Source organism: Ruegeria sp. BH8, assembly GCF_056538065.1.
The window spans coordinates 186,985-207,589 of the sequence record NZ_JBQFSP010000003.1; the positions used below are offsets into that span (position 1 = coordinate 186,985).

19 protein-coding genes, 1 tRNA gene and 2 pseudogenes are annotated in these 20,605 nt (G+C 58.0%); 13 read left to right on the forward strand and 9 right to left on the reverse strand.

The features are described from left to right. Positions 1–37: 37 nt before the first annotated feature. Genes ACR0AD_RS09615 through ACR0AD_RS09630 form a run of 4 tightly spaced genes read left to right on the forward strand, consistent with a single transcriptional unit; the run spans position 38 to position 2,954 of the window. Entirely contained in the window at positions 38–760 is a 723-nt protein-coding gene (locus ACR0AD_RS09615) for a competence/damage-inducible protein A (RefSeq protein ID WP_480487056.1), read from the forward strand. Beyond that, positions 757–1,467: a GNAT family N-acetyltransferase gene (locus ACR0AD_RS09620; protein ID WP_480484573.1), complete on the forward strand. Its 711-nt coding sequence runs from the start codon at positions 757–759 to the stop codon at positions 1,465–1,467. The genes ACR0AD_RS09615 and ACR0AD_RS09620 overlap by 4 nt, the downstream gene beginning before the upstream one ends. Before the next feature lie 15 nt (positions 1,468–1,482). Next, the gene (locus ACR0AD_RS09625) at positions 1,483–2,055 is read left to right on the forward strand and encodes a peroxidase-related enzyme (protein ID WP_267365930.1); all 573 of its coding nucleotides are present in this window, start codon (positions 1,483–1,485) and stop codon (positions 2,053–2,055) included. Then, positions 2,052–2,954 (forward strand): OmpA family protein, encoded by a 903-nt coding sequence (locus ACR0AD_RS09630; RefSeq protein WP_480487058.1) that lies wholly within the window; start codon positions 2,052–2,054, stop codon positions 2,952–2,954. Before ACR0AD_RS09625 ends, ACR0AD_RS09630 begins: the two co-directional genes overlap by 4 nt. Here the strand turns inward: ACR0AD_RS09630 and ACR0AD_RS09635 are convergent. Further along, positions 2,947–3,909 carry a sodium-dependent bicarbonate transport family permease gene (locus tag ACR0AD_RS09635; protein ID WP_480487060.1) on the reverse strand — a complete coding sequence of 321 codons (963 nt, stop codon included), beginning with the start codon at positions 3,907–3,909 and terminating at the stop codon, positions 2,947–2,949. The genes ACR0AD_RS09630 and ACR0AD_RS09635 overlap by 8 nt on opposite strands. 98 nt (positions 3,910–4,007) lie before the next feature. On the opposite strand from ACR0AD_RS09635, the gene ACR0AD_RS09640 reads away from it, so the two are divergent. Beyond that, positions 4,008–4,925 carry a LysR family transcriptional regulator gene (locus ACR0AD_RS09640; protein WP_480484577.1) on the forward strand — a complete coding sequence of 306 codons (918 nt, stop codon included), beginning with the start codon at positions 4,008–4,010 and terminating at the stop codon, positions 4,923–4,925. A gap of 52 nt (positions 4,926–4,977) precedes the next feature. Here ACR0AD_RS09640 and ACR0AD_RS09645 read toward each other — a convergent pair whose 3' ends face one another. Beyond that, positions 4,978–5,883 (reverse strand): LysR family transcriptional regulator, encoded by a 906-nt coding sequence (locus tag ACR0AD_RS09645; RefSeq protein WP_209505110.1) that lies wholly within the window; start codon positions 5,881–5,883, stop codon positions 4,978–4,980. A 423-nt stretch (positions 5,884–6,306) separates the two neighbouring features. Between ACR0AD_RS09645 and ACR0AD_RS09650 the strand changes: the two genes are divergently transcribed. Next, positions 6,307–6,915 (forward strand): LysE family translocator, encoded by a 609-nt coding sequence (locus tag ACR0AD_RS09650; protein ID WP_480484578.1) that lies wholly within the window; start codon positions 6,307–6,309, stop codon positions 6,913–6,915. A gap of 20 nt (positions 6,916–6,935) precedes the next feature. On the opposite strand, the gene ACR0AD_RS09655 is transcribed toward ACR0AD_RS09650, so the two are convergent. Further along, on the reverse strand, positions 6,936–8,963 hold the full coding sequence (locus ACR0AD_RS09655) for an FAD-dependent oxidoreductase (RefSeq protein WP_480487062.1): 2,028 nt from the start codon (positions 8,961–8,963) through the stop codon (positions 6,936–6,938). A 137-nt stretch (positions 8,964–9,100) separates the two neighbouring features. On the opposite strand from ACR0AD_RS09655, the gene ACR0AD_RS09660 reads away from it, so the two are divergent. Continuing rightward, positions 9,101–9,592 (forward strand): RNA pyrophosphohydrolase, encoded by a 492-nt coding sequence (locus tag ACR0AD_RS09660; protein ID WP_480487064.1) that lies wholly within the window; start codon positions 9,101–9,103, stop codon positions 9,590–9,592. A gap of 185 nt (positions 9,593–9,777) precedes the next feature. Further along, the gene (locus tag ACR0AD_RS09665) at positions 9,778–11,976 is read left to right on the forward strand and encodes an adenylate/guanylate cyclase domain-containing protein (protein ID WP_480487065.1); all 2,199 of its coding nucleotides are present in this window, start codon (positions 9,778–9,780) and stop codon (positions 11,974–11,976) included. Between the two features lie 128 nt (positions 11,977–12,104). Here the strand turns inward: ACR0AD_RS09665 and ACR0AD_RS09670 are convergent. Then, positions 12,105–12,365, reverse strand: a pseudogene (locus ACR0AD_RS09670) (PfkB family carbohydrate kinase); the annotation flags it as partial. 254 nt (positions 12,366–12,619) lie between these two features. Between ACR0AD_RS09670 and ACR0AD_RS09675 the strand changes: the two are divergent. Together ACR0AD_RS09675 and ACR0AD_RS09680 are read left to right on the forward strand one after the other, a co-directional pair. Continuing rightward, positions 12,620–13,363 (forward strand): ATP-binding cassette domain-containing protein, encoded by a 744-nt coding sequence (locus ACR0AD_RS09675; protein ID WP_480487066.1) that lies wholly within the window; start codon positions 12,620–12,622, stop codon positions 13,361–13,363. Then, complete coding sequence (locus ACR0AD_RS09680; protein ID WP_480487068.1) at positions 13,363–13,998, forward strand: glutathione S-transferase family protein; 636 nt, start codon at positions 13,363–13,365, stop codon at positions 13,996–13,998. The genes ACR0AD_RS09675 and ACR0AD_RS09680 overlap by 1 nt, the downstream gene beginning before the upstream one ends. A 262-nt stretch (positions 13,999–14,260) precedes the next feature. Here the strand turns inward: ACR0AD_RS09680 and ACR0AD_RS09685 are convergent, their stop codons facing one another. Then, on the reverse strand, positions 14,261–14,608 hold the full coding sequence (locus ACR0AD_RS09685; protein WP_480487070.1) for a cupredoxin domain-containing protein: 348 nt from the start codon (positions 14,606–14,608) through the stop codon (positions 14,261–14,263). Further along, positions 14,608–15,129: a DUF4142 domain-containing protein gene (locus ACR0AD_RS09690; protein WP_480484586.1), complete on the reverse strand. Its 522-nt coding sequence runs from the start codon at positions 15,127–15,129 to the stop codon at positions 14,608–14,610. Before ACR0AD_RS09690 ends, ACR0AD_RS09685 begins: the two co-directional genes overlap by 1 nt. A gap of 136 nt (positions 15,130–15,265) precedes the next feature. Here ACR0AD_RS09690 and ACR0AD_RS09695 point away from each other — a divergent pair, with 136 nt between their 5' ends. Next, positions 15,266–16,219, forward strand: a complete 954-nt coding sequence (locus ACR0AD_RS09695; RefSeq protein ID WP_480484587.1) for an AraC family transcriptional regulator — start codon at positions 15,266–15,268, stop codon at positions 16,217–16,219. A gap of 202 nt (positions 16,220–16,421) precedes the next feature. Here ACR0AD_RS09695 and ACR0AD_RS09700 read toward each other — a convergent pair. Continuing rightward, a pseudogene (locus tag ACR0AD_RS09700) lies at positions 16,422–16,619 on the reverse strand (hypothetical protein); the annotation flags it as partial. A 222-nt stretch (positions 16,620–16,841) separates the two neighbouring features. After that, positions 16,842–16,928, reverse strand: a tRNA-Leu gene (locus ACR0AD_RS09705). Between the two features lie 201 nt (positions 16,929–17,129). Between ACR0AD_RS09705 and ACR0AD_RS09710 the strand changes: the two genes are divergently transcribed. Next, positions 17,130–18,113 carry a complex I NDUFA9 subunit family protein gene (locus tag ACR0AD_RS09710; protein ID WP_480487072.1) on the forward strand — a complete coding sequence of 328 codons (984 nt, stop codon included), beginning with the start codon at positions 17,130–17,132 and terminating at the stop codon, positions 18,111–18,113. Here ACR0AD_RS09710 and ACR0AD_RS09715 read toward each other — a convergent pair whose 3' ends face one another. Continuing rightward, a complete protein-coding gene (locus ACR0AD_RS09715) occupies positions 18,114–18,917 on the reverse strand; it encodes an undecaprenyl-diphosphate phosphatase (protein ID WP_480487073.1) in 804 nt (267 codons plus the stop codon). 231 nt (positions 18,918–19,148) lie between these two features. On the opposite strand from ACR0AD_RS09715, the gene ACR0AD_RS09720 reads away from it, so the two are divergent. Continuing rightward, a complete protein-coding gene (locus ACR0AD_RS09720; RefSeq protein WP_480487075.1) occupies positions 19,149–20,582 on the forward strand; it encodes an NAD(P)-dependent oxidoreductase in 1,434 nt (477 codons plus the stop codon). Positions 20,583–20,605 lie beyond the last annotated feature (23 nt).

A 20,605-nucleotide genomic window follows, 5' to 3' on the forward strand; every position in this document is an offset into this window, starting at 1 on the left:
TACCTGCCCCTGAAGACGATCAAGAGGAGTCCGCGCCATGGCCAATCCAACCGCAGCAATGCTGGTGATCGGGGATGAAATCCTGTCGGGCCGCACCCGCGATGCAAACATGCATTATCTGGCGCAGGAGCTGGCAAAACACGGCATCGATCTGAAAGAGGTCCGCATCGTCAGCGATGACGCCCCCGCCATCGAAGCGGCGGTCAAAGCGCTGTCTGACAGCCACGACACCGTCTTTACCAGCGGCGGCATCGGCCCGACCCATGACGATATTACCGCCGATTGCATTGCGCGCGCCTTTGACACCCCGATTGACATTCGCGACGACGCGTGCGCGCTGTTGCAGGCGCATTACGACAAATCCGGGCTGGAACTGAACGCTGCCCGCCTGCGCATGGCGCGTATCCCGGATGGCGCGACATTGATCGACAATCCGGTCTCGACGGCGCCGGGTTTCACCCTGAAGAACGTGCATGTGATGGCCGGGGTGCCGCTGGTGTTTCAGGCCATGGTCGCCAGCGTCCTGCCCACACTGACCGGTGGCAGCCCCTTGTTGTCGCAAACCCTGCGCGTGGACCGGGGCGAAGGCGATATCGCCGCAAACCTGTCCGCGCTGGCCGAGGATTTCAGCGATCTGTCCATCGGTTGCTATCCGTTTCAGATCAACGGGGCCTTCGGGGCCAACGTGGTGGTGCGCGGCACCGATGGCAGTCGGATTGACGCGGCCATGACCCGTCTGGCGAAAGAGCTTGCGCTTTGAGCGGCGACTGGGCGGACATCGTCGACGGCACATGGCCTGCCGCGCGGTATCGCAGGCTGGGGCCGTTTCAGCTGCGCGAAGGGCAGGGCGGCGGCTCGCGTGTTTCTGCAGCCAATGCGCTGGCCCCGGCCAGTGATGCAGATATCGACGCGGCCGAGGCCGCGATGCAGGCCATGGGGCAGAAATCCATCTTCTGCCTGCGCCCGGGGGATGAGGCGCTGGATGCAAAGCTGGCGCAACGGGGATATGACATCCTTGATCCGGTCAACATCTATACGTGCCCCGTCTCTCACCTCACCGATCAGCCGATCCCTCCGGTCATGGTGTTTTCGGTCTGGGAGCCGCTTGAAATCATGCGCGAAATCTGGGCAGCTGGTGGGATCGGGCCCGAACGTCTGGCGGTGATGGAGCGCGCGAAGGGTCCCAAAACCGGTCTGCTGCTGCGCCACAACGACCAACCCAGCGGCGCAGCCTTCGTGGCGATGCATGGCGATGTCGCGATGCTGCATGCGCTTGAAATCCTGCCCGCGCACCGCCGTCAGGGGCTGGGTCAGTGGACCATGCGTGCCGCGGCGATTTGGGCAGGTGACAACGGCGCTCAAACCTTCAGTGTGATCTGCACCAAGGCCAATGAAGGTGCCAATGGTCTCTATTGCGCCCTCGGGATGGAGATCGCCAGTGAATACCATTACCGTCACCTTGTCTGAACAAAAGGGGTCGCCATGACACAGAAAGACATGCCCACCGCGCTGAACCTGCCCATGGTCGATCCGCTGCCGCCGGAAACGCAGAAATATTTTGATATCTGTGTCGAAAAGCTGGGCATGGTGCCGAATGTGCTGAAAGCGAACGCCTTCGATATCGACAAGCTGAACACGTTCACGGCGATGTATAACGATCTGATGCTGGCCAACAGCGGCCTGTCCAAGCTGGAGCGCGAGATGATCGCCGTAGTCGTGTCGTCGATCAACAAGTGCTTCTACTGTCTGGTCGCGCATGGTGCGGCGGTCCGGCAGCTTTCGGGCAACCCGCAACTGGGCGAGATGCTGGTGATGAACTACCGCGTTGCCCCGATCGAGCCCCGGCAGCGCGCAATGCTGGACTTTGCCGCCAAAATGACAACCGCCAGCGCCGAGATCGAAGAGCCCGACCGCCAGAACCTGCGCGACGCAGGCTTTTCCGACCGCGACATCTGGGACATCGCCAATGTTGCCGGGTTCTTCAACATGTCCAACCGGGTGGCCAGTGCCACGGCAATGGTACCCAACCCCGAGTATCACGCGCAGTTTCGATGATCCGATCAGCCGCCCTTATCGCCACGCTGCTGGCGGGGCCGGTTCTGGCGCAGGACCTGACCCTGCCAGCCAGCGCCCGCCAGATCAGCGACCGTACCTCGCCGCTGGACAGCTATGACCTGCCAACGGGGCCTTATGCGAATGGCGCGGTGCCTGCTGACACCCTCGAAGGCCGGGTTGAACGCTACACGTGGCGGCTTCAGGCGGGCTCAAGCACAACCCTTCAGCTTCTGACCCCGCTGCGCGACCAGATCGAGGCGCAGGGCTACAAGATTCTGTTCGAATGTGATGCCCGCGCCTGTGGCGGCTTCGATTTCCGCTTTGGCACCGAGGTCGTTCCGACCCCGGACATGTATGTCGCCATTCAGGATTACCGTTTCCTGTCGGCCACCAAGGGGCCTGTTGCCCTCAGCCTGTTGGTCAGCCGCAACCCCCCGGACGGGTATGTCCAGATGATCCGCGTCACACCCCAGAATGCACCGGACCCTGTTCCGGTCGTGATCGAACAGGCAGTCGAGGGGTCGGGCGGGCTGATTGAGGCGCTGGCAACATCGGGTCACGTGATACTGGACGATCTGCATTTCCCAACCGGTGAGGTTGCGTTGGGCGAAGGGACATACGCCTCTCTGACCCTGCTGGCCGGGTATCTGGCCGAAAACCCCAAGATGCGCCTAGCGCTGGTGGGGCACACCGATGACACCGGCGCGTTGCAGGCCAATATCGCGGTCAGCAAAAGCCGGGCCGAGTCGGTCCGCACCCGTCTGATTGATGCGCATGGTGTGGCCGCCGACCGGATCGAGGCGCAGGGCGTCGGCTATCTGTCCCCGCTCACCTCGAACGCAACCCCCGAAGGGCGCGAGCTGAACCGCCGGGTCGAGGCGGTCTTGCTCGTCAACTGACCCACCACAGGTAGAGCGGCAGTCCGACCGTGATGTTGAACGGAAAGGACACCCCCAGCGACAGGGTCAGATAAATCCCGGCCTCGGCCTTTGGCAGTGCGATTTTCATGGCGGCCGGAACCGCGATATAAGACGCCGAGGCCGACAGCACCATGAATAGGAACAGGCTGCCTTGCGGCAATCCGATCACCGCACCGACGGCCCAGGCCATCAGCGCGCCGATCAGGGGCATCAATACGCCAAAGGCGAACAGGCCAACCGACAGTTTGTCGCGATTGCTGATCAGGCTGCGCCCAGCCGAAAGCCCCATATCCAGCAGGAACAGGCACAGGATGCCAGTGAAAGGCGTTACGATGAAAGGCGCGATCATCTGCATGCCTTCACCCCCGGTTATGGCTCCGATCAGGAACGCCCCGGTCAGCAGCACAATCGATCCATTGGCCAGCAGATCACGCCACAGCTTGTCATCCTTGACGCCATTGCCGCTGGTCTTGTGCGCCAGCCACAGCGCCGACAGAATGGCCGGCACCTCCATCGCTGCCGCAACCGCCACCATGAACCCGTCATGGGCAAGACCTACCAGATCCAACAGGCTGGTGGCGGTGACAAAGGTGACAATCGAAATCGAGCCGTAATGCCCTGCGACCGCCGCTGCATTCAACGCATCCAGCCGTGTCATAACCCTCAGCAGGGCAAAGGCCACGAAGGGGATGGTAAAGGACAGGGCCACGCCGCCCAGCAGGGTCAGGAACAGTTGCAGGTGGATGCCATGCGCGGCCAGGCTGGCACCGCCTTTGAACCCGATGGCCAGCAGCAGGTAAAGCGACATGAACTTGGCCGCGCCCGCCGGGATAGACAAATCACTGCGCACAAAAGCCGCCAGAAGCCCTAGGGCAAAAAACAAAATGGTGGGCACCAGCAGATTGCTGGACAGCGTCTCGATCACTCCGGGCATACTTGACTCCTGATCCCTCGTTTCAGGGCTAGGTGCCTTGCAAAATTGATTTCGCCAAATACTATCTTTTTAAGTTTAACATAGTTTCAGGCTATGAAATGCGTCCAACCTTGCGCCAATTGGAATACATCGTCACGGTCAGCCGCCTCGGGCGGTTCAGTTTGGCCGCCGAGGTGCTGAATGTCAGCCAACCCAGCCTGTCAGCGCAAATTGCGACCGTAGAACAAGAGCTTGGCGTTCGGATCTTTGACCGCAACCGCGGCGGAATTCAGGTGACGACAAAGGGGGAAGAGTTCATCTCGCGCGCGCAAAAGATCCTTGCCGAGGTCAAGGACCTGCGCCACGCCATGACCAACGATATGCCTGTCGGAGGAAGGTTGCGACTGGGCGTTTTGCCTTCGATCGGGCCGTACCTGCTGCCGCAAGCCATCAAAGAGGTGCACCGCCTGCGCCCGGGGTTGCGCATTGTCGTGCGCGAGGAAAACACCCGCGATCTGGAACAGGGTCTGAAATCCGGTCGGTTTGATCTGATCCTGTCAACGCCCGAAGATCACCCCAATACCGTGCAGCACCGTTTGTTCAACGAACCCCTCTGGGTCGCGGTGGCCGTTGACGACGTTCTGGCACAAGACCCACAGGGCGTCAGAGCGGCCGACTTGCAGAACCGGCTGTTCCTGACCCTTGACCAAAGCCACCGCCTGTCGCGTATCGTCTATGCGCTGGCAGCCGAGTGCGGTGGCGTGGTTTCGGACGAATATGAAGGCACAACGCTTGATTCCATTGTCTTGATGGCGGCCTCGGGGGTTGGGGTTGCGGTACTGCCGGATCTGTTTGCCCGCAGACAGGGCATTTACCGCGACGAAGTACGGCTGCGCCCGCTGTCCATTCCCAATGCCAATCGCGATATCGCATTGCTGGCGCGCAATGCCGAAACGCCGCCGCCGGGCCAGAACGTATTGATGGAAAGCCTACGCTCTTCCGCGCGATCCATCGGCCTGACGGTGATCGGTTCATAAAAAAAGGCCCGCACTTTGACATGCGGGCCAGAGGTTGGTCTTCAGGGAGAAACTACCAATCCATCGGGCTTTTGTCTTCGAATGCATCGACCAGAAAATCGATGAAGGCCCGTACTTTGGGTTGTGTGAAGCGGCCGGGCGGATAAACGGCGTAAATGCCCTGTACCTCGTCCGGCAGGGACGGCATGGCATCGACAACCCGCCCCGATTTCAACGCTTCGGCATAAAGGTAGCTGGGCAGATACGCGATCCCCAGCCCCGAGATGGCCGCGTTCAGCAGCGACTGGCCGTCATTCACGCTCAGCCAACCCGCGGTGCGCACCTGACGCTTCTCGCCAGACGGTGCGGTCAGTTTCCAGACATTGCCTGACGACTGGCTGGAATAGTGCAGCAACTTGTGTTCGTTCAGATCGTCGATCTTCTGCGGGCGCCCGAACCGTTCGATATAGCTGGGCGCGGCGACCATGCGTTTGACCGTTTCGGTCAGCTTGCGGGCGCGCAACGTGCTGTCTTCCAGCTCACCGATGCGCACGGCCACATCAAATCCTTCGGAAATCAGTTCGACATAGCGGTTGTTCAGAACCATGTTCACGGTGATGTCGGGGTAGACGGCCAGGAAATCGGACAGGACAGGCGACAGGTGATTGACGCCGAAATCCGTGGCAACACTGATGCGCAGCAGTCCGGACGGGGCCGATTGCATCGATGTGACCAGCGAATCCGCTTCACCCGCATCATTCAGAACGCGACGCGCGCGGTCATAATAGGCCAGGCCGATTTCTGTCGGCGACACCCGGCGCGTGGTGCGGTTCAGCAGCCGGGCTCCCAGACGCGCTTCGAGGCTCGAGACGTGTTTGGACACGGCCGATTTGGAGATGCCCATCTTCTTGGCCGCATCGGTGAAGCCACCCTGGTCCACCACGTTGGCGAAGGCTTCCATTTCGGTCAGTCGGTCCATTCTCGTTCCCCAGATCTTGATTTCCAACCCGACTATCGCTCTGAATCTGGGCGGAATCGGGGCATACATGGGATAATATCAGGGATTTGAATCGGATCGTTTGCGTATGAGAAACGCAGAAACAGTGGTTTCCAAACCGGCCCCGAACCCTGCGATACTGCATTTTCCGCGCAATCCTTCGTTTCTGTTCATCTTAGAATGGCATTTTTGTGACGACAGAGGGGGTCAGGAAATCCGTTTTCTCCGTCTCCGTCCTTGTCGGTCTTTTGGCCGGGGGCACGGTACCCCGAAAACCCTTTTCAAAGCCAAGTTTCACCACCACGCCCAGCGGCGACACCGGGCCGCAACCCCTGTTCCCGGACCGATCGCTATTTACATCTTCGCGGATGTTCGCGACCCTGCGCGCATTTGCAGGGGGTTTGAATGTCACTGGAATTCTTCATCACATCCATGATCGTCGTGCTGCTGCCAGGCACCGGTGTCATCTACACACTGGCCGTTGGCCTTGGCCGCGGTTTCCGGGCCAGCGTTGCCGCCGCGGTCGGATGCACAGTGGGAATCGTTCCCGCTGCCGTGGCCAGTATCGTCGGGCTTGCCGCATTGCTGCACACCAGTGCCGTGGCGTTTCAGCTCGTGAAATACCTTGGTGTCATTTACCTTTTCTACATGGCGTGGGGCATCCTCAGGAGTGGCGGCGCCTTGGATGTCACCGCCGACAAGACCGCGAAAAGCAGTTTCAAGATTGCCATCACGGGAACGCTCATCAACGTGCTGAACCCTAAGCTGTCGCTGTTCTTTCTGGCGTTTCTGCCGCAGTTCCTGCCAGCCGACACGGCGAACGCAGGGGGTGCGCTGATCCAGCTGGCCCTGGCCTTTATGGCCATGACCTTTGTTGTCTTCGTCGGATACGGGGGCTGCGCAGCACTGGCCCGCGACTATGTGATCCGCCGTCCAACGGTGATGAAGTGGATCAGGCGGAGTTTTGCAACGGCCTTTGGCGCTCTGGGTGCAAAACTCGCGCTGTCCGACTAGGAAACGCTAAACCGGGGCGATCAGAACTTCGCCGCCAGCCGCGTGCCCTGATTGATCGCGCGCTTGGCATCCAGCTCGGCGGCGACATCCGCACCCCCGATCACATGGGGGGTGATGCCCCGCTCGATCAGCGCGTCCGCCAGTGACCGTTCGGAAACCTGACCGGCACATAACACAATGGTATCGGCCGCGATTACCGTCGGGTCCGCGCGCTCTTCGCCAAAGCTGACATGCAGGCCGTCATCGTCGATGCGTTCATAATTCACGCCACCCACGAAATTGACGTTCTTCATCTTCAGCGTTGCCCGGTGAATCCAGCCAGTGGTTTTGCCCAAACCCTTGCCATGCGCCTGTTTCTTGCGCTGCAACAGGGTGACCTGACGTGCGGGGGCGCTGGGTTGCGGCCCCTCGGGCGCCAATCCCGCACGGTGTTCAGCCGGGTCCGTCACACCCCATTCCTTCATCCACAGTGGCAGGTCGGTCGTGGCGCTGTGCCCCTCTTCCAGCAGGAACTCGGACACATCAAAACCGATGCCACCGGCCCCGATCACGGCAGCAGACTTGCCAACCTCGGCCTTGCCGCGCAGCACGTCGATGTAACTCAGCACGTTGTCCCGATCCTGCCCCGGTATCTGCGGATCACGCGGGCTGACACCGGTGGCGATGACCACCTCGTCAAAGCCGGTCAGGTCATCTGCGCCTACCTCGCGGTTCAGTTCCACTTTCACGCCCAGATCATCCATCATGGTGCGGTACCAGTCGACCAGTCCCCAGAATTCTTCTTTCCCCGGCACCTGCTTGGCCATGTTCAGCTGCCCGCCGACCTCATCAGCGCGGTCGAACAGGGTAACATCGTGGCCGCGCTGGGCCGCGATCATTGCGGTCGACAGACCGGCAGGACCTGCCCCCACAATGGCGATGGATTTCCGCGTTTTGGCCGGTTCAATCACCAGCTCCGTCTCATGACAGGCGCGCGGGTTCACGAGGCACGAGGTCAGCTTGCCGCTGAACGTGTGATCCAGACAGGCCTGATTGCAGGCAATGCAAGGCGCGATCTTCGCGGCCTCACCCGCAATCGCCTTGGCCACGAAATCCGCATCCGCCAGCATCGGGCGGGCCAGCGAGACCATGTCGGCGCAGCCGGTCGAAAGAACCTCTTCGGCCACCTCGGGGGTGTTGATCCGGTTCGATGTGATCACCGGTATCCCCACCTTGCCCATCAGCTTCTTGGTCACCCAGGCAAAGGCCGCGCGCGGCACGCTGGTGGCAATCGTGGGAATCCGCGCCTCGTGCCAGCCAATGCCGGTGTTGATGATCGTGGCGCCGGCCTTTTCGATCTCCTGCGCCAGTTGCACCACCTCGTCATGGGTCGAGCCGTTGGGGACCAGATCGATCATCGACAGCCGGTAGATGATGATGAAGTCGGTGCCCACCGCCTCGCGCGTGCGGCGTACAACTTCGATCGGCAGACGCATCCGGTTCTCATAAGACCCGCCCCAGCGGTCGGTGCGCTTGTTGGTATGGGTCACAAGGAACTGGTTCAGGAAGTACCCTTCCGACCCCATAATCTCGACCCCGTCATAACCCGCCTTTTGCGCCAGTACGGCGGCGTTGACGATATCGCTGATCTGCTTCTCGATGCCCTCTTCATCCAGCTCAATAGGCGGGAACGGAGAGATCGGCGATTTCACCGGGCTGGGGGCCACGCATTTCGGCCCATAGGCATAGCGCCCCGCATGCAGGATCTGCATTGCGATCTTGCCGCCCGCTTCATGGACGCGCTGCGTCACGATGGAATGGTGCGCCACATCCTTGTCGCTCACCATCATCGAAGCCCCCGGCAGGACCGAGCCTTCAAGGTTCGGACCAATCCCGCCCGTCACCATCAGGGCCACGCCGCCCCGCGCCCGGCCGGCATAGAACTCGGCCACCCGGTTCCAGTCTCCGGTCTCCTCAAGCCCCGTATGCATCGAGCCCATCAGCACGCGGTTTTTCAACGTGGTAAAGCCCAGATCCAGCGGGGCCAGCATATTCGGGTACGCAGTCATGGCGGAACTCTCCCTCCTGAATTTGCCCGCTAGATTGACGTTCGCGTCAACTTTGTCACGCGAAACCCCACGTCACCCTCTTTGCTGTAGCGCCGGTGATTGCTAGAGGTGGGCGGAACAACCCGATGAGGCCGCGCATGACCCCCGAAGAAATCGCCAAACTGCCCTATCGCCCCTGCGTCGGGCTGATGCTGATGAATACCGAGGGGAGGGTTTTTGTGGGCATGCGAAACGACGGCCCACAAGACGCCTGGCAAATGCCGCAGGGCGGTGTGGACAAGGGCGAAGATCCCCGCGACGCAGCCCTGCGCGAGCTGTGGGAAGAAACCGGGGTCACGGCTGATCTGGTCGAAATCATCGCCGAGACCGCGGGCTGGCTGCCCTATGACCTGCCCCATGACATCGTGCCCCACATCTGGAAAGGCCGCTATCGCGGGCAGGAACAGAAATGGTTCCTGCTGCGCTTCACAGGCGCCGATGATCAGATCAATATCGCCACCGATCATCCCGAATTCACCCGCTGGAAATGGCAGAAGCCAGACCGGCTGATCGCCGAAATCGTGCCCTTCAAGCGCGATGTGTATGAGCGCGTGGTCGAGGCTTTTTCCGATTATCTAAGCGAATTCTGATCGCTAGGGATGTTTTTCAGGTTGTTCCGCTAAGCGAGACGAAGCCAGCAGTTCGGCCTTCGCTTACCCATGACTTGTGTTTGCAGCTCGCGACTGGGATGTTTGCGAATATTCGAAAGGGATTGAACGACGCGAACAGCTAGGGCAACCTTAAAGGCATAGCTTGTACCACAGCGGAATTCTGGATGGAGCGGCGCCTAGCAGCCATTCTTGTTGCCGACCTGGTCGATTTTTCGCGCCTCATGCACGAGGACGAGGCTGGCATTCTTGCCCGGCTCGAGGCGCTCGACACAGGTATCATCACGCCATTGGTCGAACGCCACGGGGGACGGATCGTCAAGCGGATGGGCGACGGCTATCTGATCGAGTTTGCCAGCGTCGTAGATGCGGTGAACTGCGCTTTGGACTGGCAGGACCGGATAAGGCCTCGCGCGGACGAGCCGGACGCCCTGCAATTTCGGATCGGGATAAACCTGGGTGATATCGTTGTCAGGGACGACGATATTTTCGGAGATGGCATCAACGTAGCCGCGCGGCTGGAATCCATCGCTGAGCCGGGTTCGGTGCTGGTATCGCGCACGGTCGTCGATCATGCCAGCGGCAAGCTTGAGGCGGCGTTCGGCGATCTGGGCGACAAGACGCTGAAAAACATCCCCGAGCCTGTCCGTGTTTATCGTGCCACAAGACGCACCGAACCAACCGTCGTTCGGCCATCCCGCGGGCGCTACGGTAAAGCAAGCGCGGTCATAGCCGCGCTTTTTGGCCTTCTGGCCATCAGTGCTGGAGCGGCGTACTGGCTTCAATCCCGTCCGGTGAAGGTCGAAGCGGCCTCGATCGAAGCGATGGCATTGCCGTTACCCGACAAGGCCTCGGTTGCGGTTCTGCCGTTTGACAATCTCAGCGGCGAGTCCCAACAGGAACCTCTGGCCGACGGGATAACCGAGGATCTGATCACCGACCTGTCGAAAGTTTCGGGCTTGTTCGTCATCGCGCGCAATTCGACCTTCATTTACAAGCGCAAGTCGGTGAGCATCAAAGACGTCGCCGAAACCCTGGGCGTGCAATACGTGCTCGAAGGCAGCGTGCGGCGCTCGGGCACCACATTGCGCGTCAACGCTCAGTTGATTGACGCTACCACCGGCAACCACGTCTGGGCTGACCGCTTCGACGGCGACGCCTCGGATGTTTTTGCGGCACAGGACGCGTTTGTACTGAAGATCATCAACGCGCTGAAGGTTGAACTGACCGACGACGAACTCGAGGAGGTGAACCGGGCCGATACTAAAGTCGTCGCCGCCCGCGAGGCATTTCAACGTGGCTGGGAGTTGATGTCGAACTTCAACGAACGCGACAATGCCCGAGCTGTGGATCATTTCGAAAGGGCGATTGAAATTGATCCCGACTATGGCCGTGCCCATGCCGCACTGGCGCTGGCCTTTCAACGAGATGGCGTGTTCCGGTGGAACCAGAAAATTCGCGGTAACTCCCGCGCCCACCTCTATACCGTTCTGATCCCCGATCATCTTGAAAAAGCCGGCGACAGAGGCGGGTCGATGGTGCACATTATTCGCGCCATGCGGCAGCTTAACTTCCGTGACCAGAACACTGGCGAAACTGGCGCCGCGCGCTCGGCAAAGGCCATCGAAGAAGCGGCCAGGGCGATCGAGCTTGGCCCAAATGACCCCGAGGCGCATGTCACTATGGCCTGGGCGCTAATCGCTTCGGGCAATCCCGAGCAGGGTCTAGACGAGATTGCGATTGCCAAGCGGCTTGACCCCAGTGTGCCCGCCAATGTCGTTATTGTCGAGGCAGCTGCGTATTATGCGTTAGGGCAGTTGCACAGGGCAGCCGAAATTCTGGACGAGGCGACTGCCAGAACGAAAAAGTCGCTGAACCTGATCATCACCGCGGCGTCGATTCACGCGCAGTTGGGCGACCGCCGGAAAGCCGACGACCTGATGTATGCCTGGGCGCGCGACAAGGATCGGCTGGCGCTTGCCGAAAACTATCTGCTGCCGATGCAGTGGGACGGTGATCACGAGGAACTAAACCGCAAGATGGCCGACGGGTTGAAACTCGCAGCGCTCAGGCCAACCACTACCGTGACATCCCTACTGGAAGACCTCAAGACGCAGGAAGGACCAGCGCAAATCGAAACGCTGCGGATGTTGGGCTGGTTCGGTCCCCAGGCGGCCAGCGCGGTCTCTGATCTGCTCGGTGTTCTTGAAACTGGCGGTAAGCGCGCGCGCCGCGAGGTCGTAATCACGCTCGGAAAGATCGGCGCGCCAGCCAGTGCAGCTTTGCCAGCGCTGGAGGCCGTCACTGAGGAGCCCATAATAGGGCTTCGTGCCAAGAGGGCGATCACGCGCATCTCAGGCGAGTAGAAAGCTGACTCCTAGCCCTGCTGGGAAAGGCGCGCACGGTCAGATTCAGGCCGGCTATCCGCCCGGGATTGCACGCCTGCAGCACTATCGACCAGTTCGAGCATGCCGCAGCATCGGCAACTCCGGACTCAAAGCAGCCCTTCTTCCCGCAACAATTCCAGCATATCCGCCTCGGGTCTTAGGCCGATATGGCTGATGACCTCGCGGGCGCAGACGTTGCCGATCCTGGCACAGGTCTCGTAATCGCGCCCTGTGGCCATTCCATACAGGAACCCCGCGGCGAATTGGTCTCCGGCACCGGTTGCGTCTACGGGGACGATCCTCTTGACCGGCACGTCGATGCGCGCGCCTCCGTTCAGGACGGTCACGCCGTCACCCGAGCGCGCGCAAGGTTTTTCATTCCAGAAGGCTATCAGGGGCAAGTTCCCCGGAAACGTGATTGAAAAGACCATAGGATCATCAAGATGTGGATCACCCAATGCTCGGCTTCAAATCCTTTGCATCCGCAACGCTGGATGGCATTCAAGTCGCGCAGATGATCAGGATGGGCGAGTAGGGAGTCGGAATATGCCCATTCAACCAGTTTTCGAAGTTCGGCGACCAAGCACTGAACCTGCCACTCCCCTTCATTTTTCAAAGAAGTTTGAGACAAATTCCCCCGACATTAGCCGGGTTCAAGGCAAACGATGACGGACAATTTGGTGTTGTCGGTGAAAGCGGCTCAGGGAAGTCAACGGTCGCGCGGTTAATCAGCGGACTTAACGCGTTAGATGGCGGAGAAGTTGAGTTCGCCGGTACAGTCGTGAGCAATCCGTTGGACAAGACTGCACAAGCGAATTTTCGTCGCGACATTCAGATGATTTTTCAAGACCCTTACTCATCTCTTAATCCGCGTATGAAAGTGTTGGATCTCATTGCTGAACCCATCCGTCACCACAAAATTCTGGGAGGCGATGAGTTGACGAAACGTGTGCATGAACTCTTGGATCAAGTTGGACTTGGCGCCGCAGCGGCCGGAAAATTCCCTCACGAGTTTTCAGGGGGACAACGCCAGCGGATTTCGATAGCGCGGGCACTGGCGACACAGCCACGCTTTTTGATCTGCGACGAACCTACTTCTGCGCTGGATGTTTCTATTCAAGCACAGATCCTCAATATCCTGAAAGATCTGCAGCAGCACCTTGGCCTGACAATGCTGTTTATCAGCCACGACCTTCCTGTTGTGCGCCAGATGTGTGACCGCGTCGCAGTTATGCAATCTGGCCGTATTCTTGAAGTACAGGAAACCGCAGAGTTGTTTACCAATCCCCAGACCTCATACACAGAGGAACTGCTTTTTCTGATGCCTCATCTTGAAGGGTTGTCGGAAGAAGGTCTCGAATTCTGATGATTAAATTCTATGGATACAACACTGTAAATGCTCTGAAGGTTCTGATGATGCTATTGGAAACAAAGCTCGAATACGAGTTTGTTCCAATCGATATCAGAAAAGGAGAACAGCACCGGCCTGAGTTCCTGAGGTTGAACCCGGCCGGTAGAACGCCGGTCATAGATGACGGTGGATTTGTACTCACTGAATCCAACGCCATTCTTTTGTATCTCGCTCGAAAAACCGGATGGGGACTTGTCGAAACGCCGACGGGTTTGGACGAGATTAATTCTTGGTTGTTCTACCAGTCTTCGTCTCAAGGGCCCTACTTTGGTCAGGTTGAGTATTGGTCTGGTCTTGCAGAAAACCCCAACCCAGAGGCGCTTGCGTTGTATAACTCAATTGCTAATCGTTCTATCGCGTATCTGGACAGCATATTGGATGACCAGCAGTACCTTTGCGGCAATTCTTACAGTGTTGCAGATATTGCCTTGTTCCCTTGGATTAATGACCACAACCATCTCTGCCTTTCACTTGAGAATGCACCGAATGTTACACGTTGGATGGAGCATATTAAGGCAAAGCCTGCGACGGCAATGGCGTGCGAATTCTTCGGGTGCGACGCGTTATTTCAATCCAAAAGGAAAACGTGACAAAACAGCAGGATTTTAGGAATGGAATTGGTCCGCCGCCGAATATCACGGCAACTTCGCACGTATACTCTGCCTCCGACACTCCCTCGTTCTTGCAGGTGTGATTTTCGTATTCTTCGGCCGCGGGTTGAACAGACGCGCCGGGTGGTAATCTCACCGAAAATTTGGGGCGTTTAGAAGTAGGTTTTTACGGATGAATGAGGTGACTCTGATGAAGAAATCAAAACACGGCGACGCTCAGTTCCCCGCGTTTAGCCGCTGATTAATCTTTCACTATGATAGTCCCCTTCATATGCGGGTGAAACACGCAGAAATAGGTATAAACCCCGGGTTTGTCGAATACCACGGCTGCCTTTTCGTTCCGCTCTAGCGGTCCGGTGTCCCAGTCTTGCATCTTTTGTTCCGTTGCGGTGTGAGGCGCGATGTCCAGATTGGTCCAGATCACCTCATCACCGACCGAAACTTCGAGTTTCTCAGGCGCGAACTTGAATTTGCGAATGGAAACCTGATGGCTGGTTGCCCCGGCGGACGCAACCTGTGCGCCAGCCAGAAGAGTAAGCGGTGCCGCACCCAGTACGGCACCAAACTTTCTGCGTGACAGTACAGCCATCAGCCGCAATCCAGCCCAGACACCATCTGTTCGGCGTGGCCTTCATGCTGTTTGAATGTTGCAAGAGCATCCTGCAGCAGGTTGGTGAGCGGCTCAACGGTGGTGTTGGGGATGAACTCGTCCTCAACCGTTTTGTTCACGATCTGATGATAGGCGAGCTCATTCTGAGCGTAGGCGCAATCAAAGGCTTTGCCGCGCAGCCCGCTCAGCTCATCGCGTTTCTCGACCGAACCTTTAACCAGGGCCTGGCTGAGGGCGTTGTCCTGGGGCGTTACATTCAGTTGTTGGATCAACGCCCCTGCAGCTTGGTTCACGGCCGCATGATCACGGATCATTGTGTTTGCAAAATCCCGAACGTCGTTATTGTCGGACACAGCAAGAGCAAGATGCGCATAGCGGATGTCGATTTCACCGGCAGTATACGCTGTATGCGCGATTTCAAGATCGTTCATCTTGTTCTCATCTGCAACAGCAGCATAGCCGACGACGACGAGAGCAGCAGAAAGGAAAACGGTTTTCATCTGGAATCTCCAAAGTTGATTGAAGCCCTGATATGCGTACAGTTTGCCTTGTCTTTGAATTACCTGCCGTCCAGAAGACATGCCCTATCGTTCGAACATGTAGACAGATATCGAACTCTTGGTAATATCAGCAACCATGCTTGATCTGCTAAGTGATATTCTGACCCGCCTGTCGCTCAAGGGGACACTGTATTTCCGCACCAGCCTTAGCGAACAGCCCTGGGGGATCCAGGTGCCGGCGTTTCAGAACGTGGCCCGGTTCCACTATGTACATCGCGGTGAGTGCGTAGTGCGCGTCGCAGGAGAAGATCGGGCGCTACGCCTTACCAAAGGCGATCTTATCCTGGTTCCACACGGGGCGGCACATACGTTGAATTGTCGTGTTTCGGGCCCGGAAGACGCCTTGCCGCTGGATGACGTGCTGGAAAGGTCCGGCTATGATGGTAAGGGTGTTCTGGTGTATGGCGGCAACGACCCCAACATGGAGAACCAGCTGATTTGTGGTCATTTTTCACTAGCCGAAGGATCAAGGCATCTGTTGCTTGACCGATTGCCGCCAAGCATTGTCATCCGGGATTATGGCGCCGAGGCCAGCGATTGGCTGGAAGCGACGTTGCGCGTGATAGGGTCCGAGGCAGGGTTCGGCCGTTTTGGAGGTGATTTGATAGCGCTGAAGATGTCAGAGGCGATTTTTGCGCAGGCTATCCGGTGCCATATCGAAGATACCGCCAGAACAGGGGGAAAACTCGCAGGTTTCGCCGATGTTCATCTTACCCGCGCATTGACGGCGTTCCACAATGACCCGACTGCGCAGTGGAGTGTCGATTCTTTGGCCAACAGGGCGGCATTGTCTCGGACAAGTTTCGCAATGCGGTTTTCCGAGAAGCTTGGGATCACACCGATGCAATATGTGACTGCATGGCGTATGCAGATTGCCCGCAGCGCGTTGGTAGAGAAAGGTGTCAGTGTTGCCGAGGCCGCGGATCTGAGTGGGTATTCCTCGGAAGCAGCGTTCAGTCGCGCGTTCAAGAAAGAGATCGGGCAACCGCCTGCCAGATTTCGAACCTCTGCGTTACCCACTCAGGTCTGAACGATCTGCAATGTTGCCGGGTATGCATTCATTCCAACGACAGTGCTCAAAAGTACCTGTTGCTGAGGAGCACACTTTTCCGTCGCAAAACAACGGAGAAGAAAGTTTCCGCTTTTTGCCGCCAAAGATATATCCGCCCTTATCGATAATCCCGCCGCCATCGCCATGATGGTGCCTCCTTTTGTTCTCGGACTGGGCGTTTTCAACCTCTGTCTGACGTCAGACAGACTATTCGAGCGCGACCATTTCCTGCCTGCTTTCTGGGTCTTTTCCCATCAACCTGAAATACTCTTTCGGCCCTTCTGACACTTTTCCAGAACCCATCTTGTTCGGTGACTTTTCTCTGAGCCAGAACAGTCGCTTCCTTGGGGTCTTTCGTTTGGAGAGAAAATCGAGTTCGTTTCGATTGCTTAGCTTGGGGTAGTGCTTTCGAACGTCTTGGGGAACACGCCTACGAAATTACCAAACACCATTGGAGTTCTTTTGTTCAATGTATCTAGCCATGATCAGAATCGCTTCTGCTGCAAAGATGATTAGAGGCATTGCGTCACCTCTTGTGTCACTTTTACAGGTTTGAACTTTCCGCTAAGCTCTTGTGATTTATATATTTTTGAGGAAAAGATGGTGCCCAGGAGAGGACTCGAACCTCCACGTCCATACGGACACTAGCACCTGAAGCTAGCGCGTCTACCAATTCCGCCACCTGGGCAGGTGTCGTGGAGCGGCGTTTAAGCTGACTGGCGGGGGGCGTCAACCGGATTCTGAATGAATTTTGAAAGTTTTTTGAATTCGGTTTTCGAACTGAGATTTTGGCCTGAGTATTTCATGACCGGCGCGGCGAATTAGTGCCTTGTTTGGCTGGCCTGCGGGCGTTAGTTCTAGGGCGCAATTTCTCAGCAGGAGCCCTCTCATGTCGAAACTGGTGACGATTTATGGCGGATCGGGATTTGTCGGTCGCTACATCGCGCGACGCATGGCGAGTGAGGGGTGGCGTGTGCGGGTGGCAGTACGACGCCCGAACGAAGCCATGTTCGTGAAACCCTACGGCGTCGTGGGACAGGTGGAGCCTGTGCTGTGCAATATCCGCGATGACGCCTCGGTCGCGCTGGCGATGCAGAGCGCCGATGTCGTGGTGAACTGCGTAGGTGTGCTGAATGAACTGGGCAAGAACGCGTTTGATGCCGTTCAGGCCGAAGGGGCCGAGCGTATTGCGCGCCTGGCCGCACAGCAGGGCATTGGTCGAATGGTGCATATTTCGGCCATCGGTGCGGATGCAAACGCGGCCAGCGATTATGCCCGGACCAAAGCGCTGGGCGAGGCAGGTGTGCTGAAGCACATACCGGATGCGGTGATCCTTCGCCCATCTGTGATCTTCGGTACCGAGGATCAGTTCTTTAACCGATTTGCTGGGATGACCCGCATGGGTCCGTTCCTGCCAGTGGTTGGTGCCGAGACCAAATTCCAGCCGGTTTACGTGGACGACGTGGCCCAGGCAGCGATCAAAGGTATTCTGGGGCAGGCAGAGCCGGGCGTGTACGAGCTTGGCGGACCGGAAGTGAAAACCTTCCGCGCCCTGATGCAGCAGATGCTTGAAGTTATCCACCGGCGGCGCATCATTGTCGGCCTGCCGTTTTTTGCTGCCCGGATTATGGCGGGTGTGCTGGATATCGCAAAATTCGTCAGCTTCCAGCTGTTCCCGAACAACATTCTGACCCGCGATCAGGTCAGGAATCTGCGTCATGACAACGTGGTAACTGACGGGGCCAAGTCCTTTGCGGACCTAGGCATTGCACCGACCACTCTGGAATCGGTGCTGCCGGAATATCTGTGGAAGTTTCGCCCATCGGGGCAGTATGATGACATTCAGAACTCGGCGAAAAACCTGCGTATCTGATCAGCTGTAGGCCATGAACAACAATGCCGCGCCCAGAATGACGCGGTAGATCACATAGGGCGTAAAGCTGACACTGCGCAGCAGTCGCATCATAAGGCTAAGCGCCAATAGTGCTGAGACAAAAGCAAATGCCGCGGCAATGGCCCCATCCCGGGCCAGTTGCGCATCAGCGTCGCGTATCACATCCAGTGCAAGCAGTGTGCCAGAGGCCAGAATGGTTGGGATTGACATCAGCATGGCAATCCGCGCGCCGTCTTCTCTGGTATAGCCCAGTTGACGTGCCCCTGTAATGGTGATCCCGGACCGCGATGTTCCGGGGATCAGCGCAAGAACCTGCCACAGCCCCATGACGAAAGCATCGCGAATATCCCAATCAGACGCCTCTTTCTTTTGGGGGCCTTTCTGGTCAATCCAATAGAGCAGCAGGCCAAAGCCCAGCATCGTCCACCCGATTACAGCGATCGAACGCATGGCCTCGCTTAACCCGGTCAGATGCAAAATTAGACCTGCAATCACGGTTGGAAGTGTCGCAATGATGAGGCCCAGAGCCAAACGGGCCTGCGGTGTATCTGTCCGGCCGGTCAGGGCGCGCGGCACCCCGGCAAGAGCCTGCTTCACATCCGCCCAGAAATACAGAACGACCGCACCAAGAGTTCCCACGTGCACCGCGATGTCTATGGCCTGACCCTGATCCTGAAGGCCCGACAAGTTCGGCAGCAGGATCAGGTGACCCGAAGACGAAATGGGCAAAAACTCAGTTATTCCCTGAATGATTGCCACGAGAATCAGGTGGAAAAGACTCATCTGCCCTGCCGTGCTGCCGCCACGTTTTTTATGTGGTGTATGGCTATAAGGGTGGTGGGGAAAAGGAAAGTCTTCATATGGGTCCGAATCGTACCTAAAATTCCTTTAAGAATTCACAGATTTCGAGCGGGTGGGCGGAAAATTCTCACAATAGGTCAGCATATATGACTTTTCATCCGTTTGCGCATCGCATAAAGAAATCCAACCAAGCCAATTCATGGAGTCTGACCCGTGGCCAAGCAACCGATGCTGAAATTTGTGCAGATCGACCGCGTCATGCCGGAAAAGCGTGCCGCCAATGACCGCAGAGAAGACTTTAACGAAATTTATGCCGAGTTCGCCGCCGAGAAAGCAGCAGAACAGGCCAGCCGTTGCAGTCAATGCGGTGTGCCCTACTGTCAATCGCACTGCCCGCTGCATAACAACATTCCCGACTGGTTGCGGCTGACTGCAACCGGACGGCTGGAAGAGGCTTACGAAACCAGCCAGGCGACAAACACCTTCCCCGAGATTTGCGGCCGCATCTGCCCGCAAGACCGTTTGTGCGAAGGAAATTGCGTGATCGAACAATCCGGCCACGGAACGGTCACCATCGGCACGATCGAAAAGTACATTACCGACACGGCGTGGGACAAAGGCTGGGTCAAACCAGTGGTCCCTGCGACAGAGCGCCGTGAAAGCGTCGGCATTATCGGTGGCGGGCCGGGTGGTCTTGCCGCGGCGGACATGCTGCGTCGGGCCGGTGTTCAGGTCACGGTCTATGACCGCTACGACCGTGCGGGTGGTCTGCTGATGTATGGCATTCCGGGCTTCAAGCTGGAAAAAGAAATCGTCCAGCGGCGTAACGACCTGTTGGCGGACGGCGGTGTCGAGTTCGTATTGAACTGCGACGTGGACGCCGCAAAATTCGCTGAACTTCACGCTAAGCATGACGCGATCATCATCGCAACGGGCGTTTACAAGTCGAGGGATCTGTCCATGCCGGGCAGTGGTCTTGCCGGGATCGAGAAGGCAATCGATTTCCTGACTGCATCAAACCGTAAAAGCTTTGGTGACACTGTTGAGGATTTCGACAACGGACGGCTGAATGCCGAGGGCAAGAAGGTTGTCGTGATCGGTGGTGGTGACACCGCGATGGATTGTGTGCGTACGTCGATCCGTCAGGGCGCGACATCGGTCAAATGCCTGTACCGTCGTGACCGGGCAAACATGCCGGGTTCGCAGCGCGAGACACAGAACGCCGAGGAAGAAGGCGTGGTATTCGAATGGCTCAGTGCACCCAAGGGGTTCACGGGCGACGACAAGGTTTCTGGCGTGATGGTGCAGAAGATGCGTCTGGGGCAACCCGATGCATCTGGTCGCCAGGCCCCCGAAGTGATCGAAGGCGCGGATTATGTTGAGGGCGCCGATCTGGTGATCAAGGCATTGGGTTTTGAGCCTGAAGACCTGCCCACCTTGTTCGGGCAGCCCGACTTGCCTGTCACCCGATGGGGAACGGTCAGGGCAGCATTCCAGACCGGGGAAACCGAAATGGATGGTGTGTACGCGATCGGGGACATCGTGCGCGGTGCCTCACTGGTCGTATGGGCGATACGCGACGGGCGCGACTGCGCTGACGCGATCATCGACCGGTTCAACGCCAAAACTGCCGTGGCGGCGGAATAACCCCAGTTTTCAGGAGGGTTCGA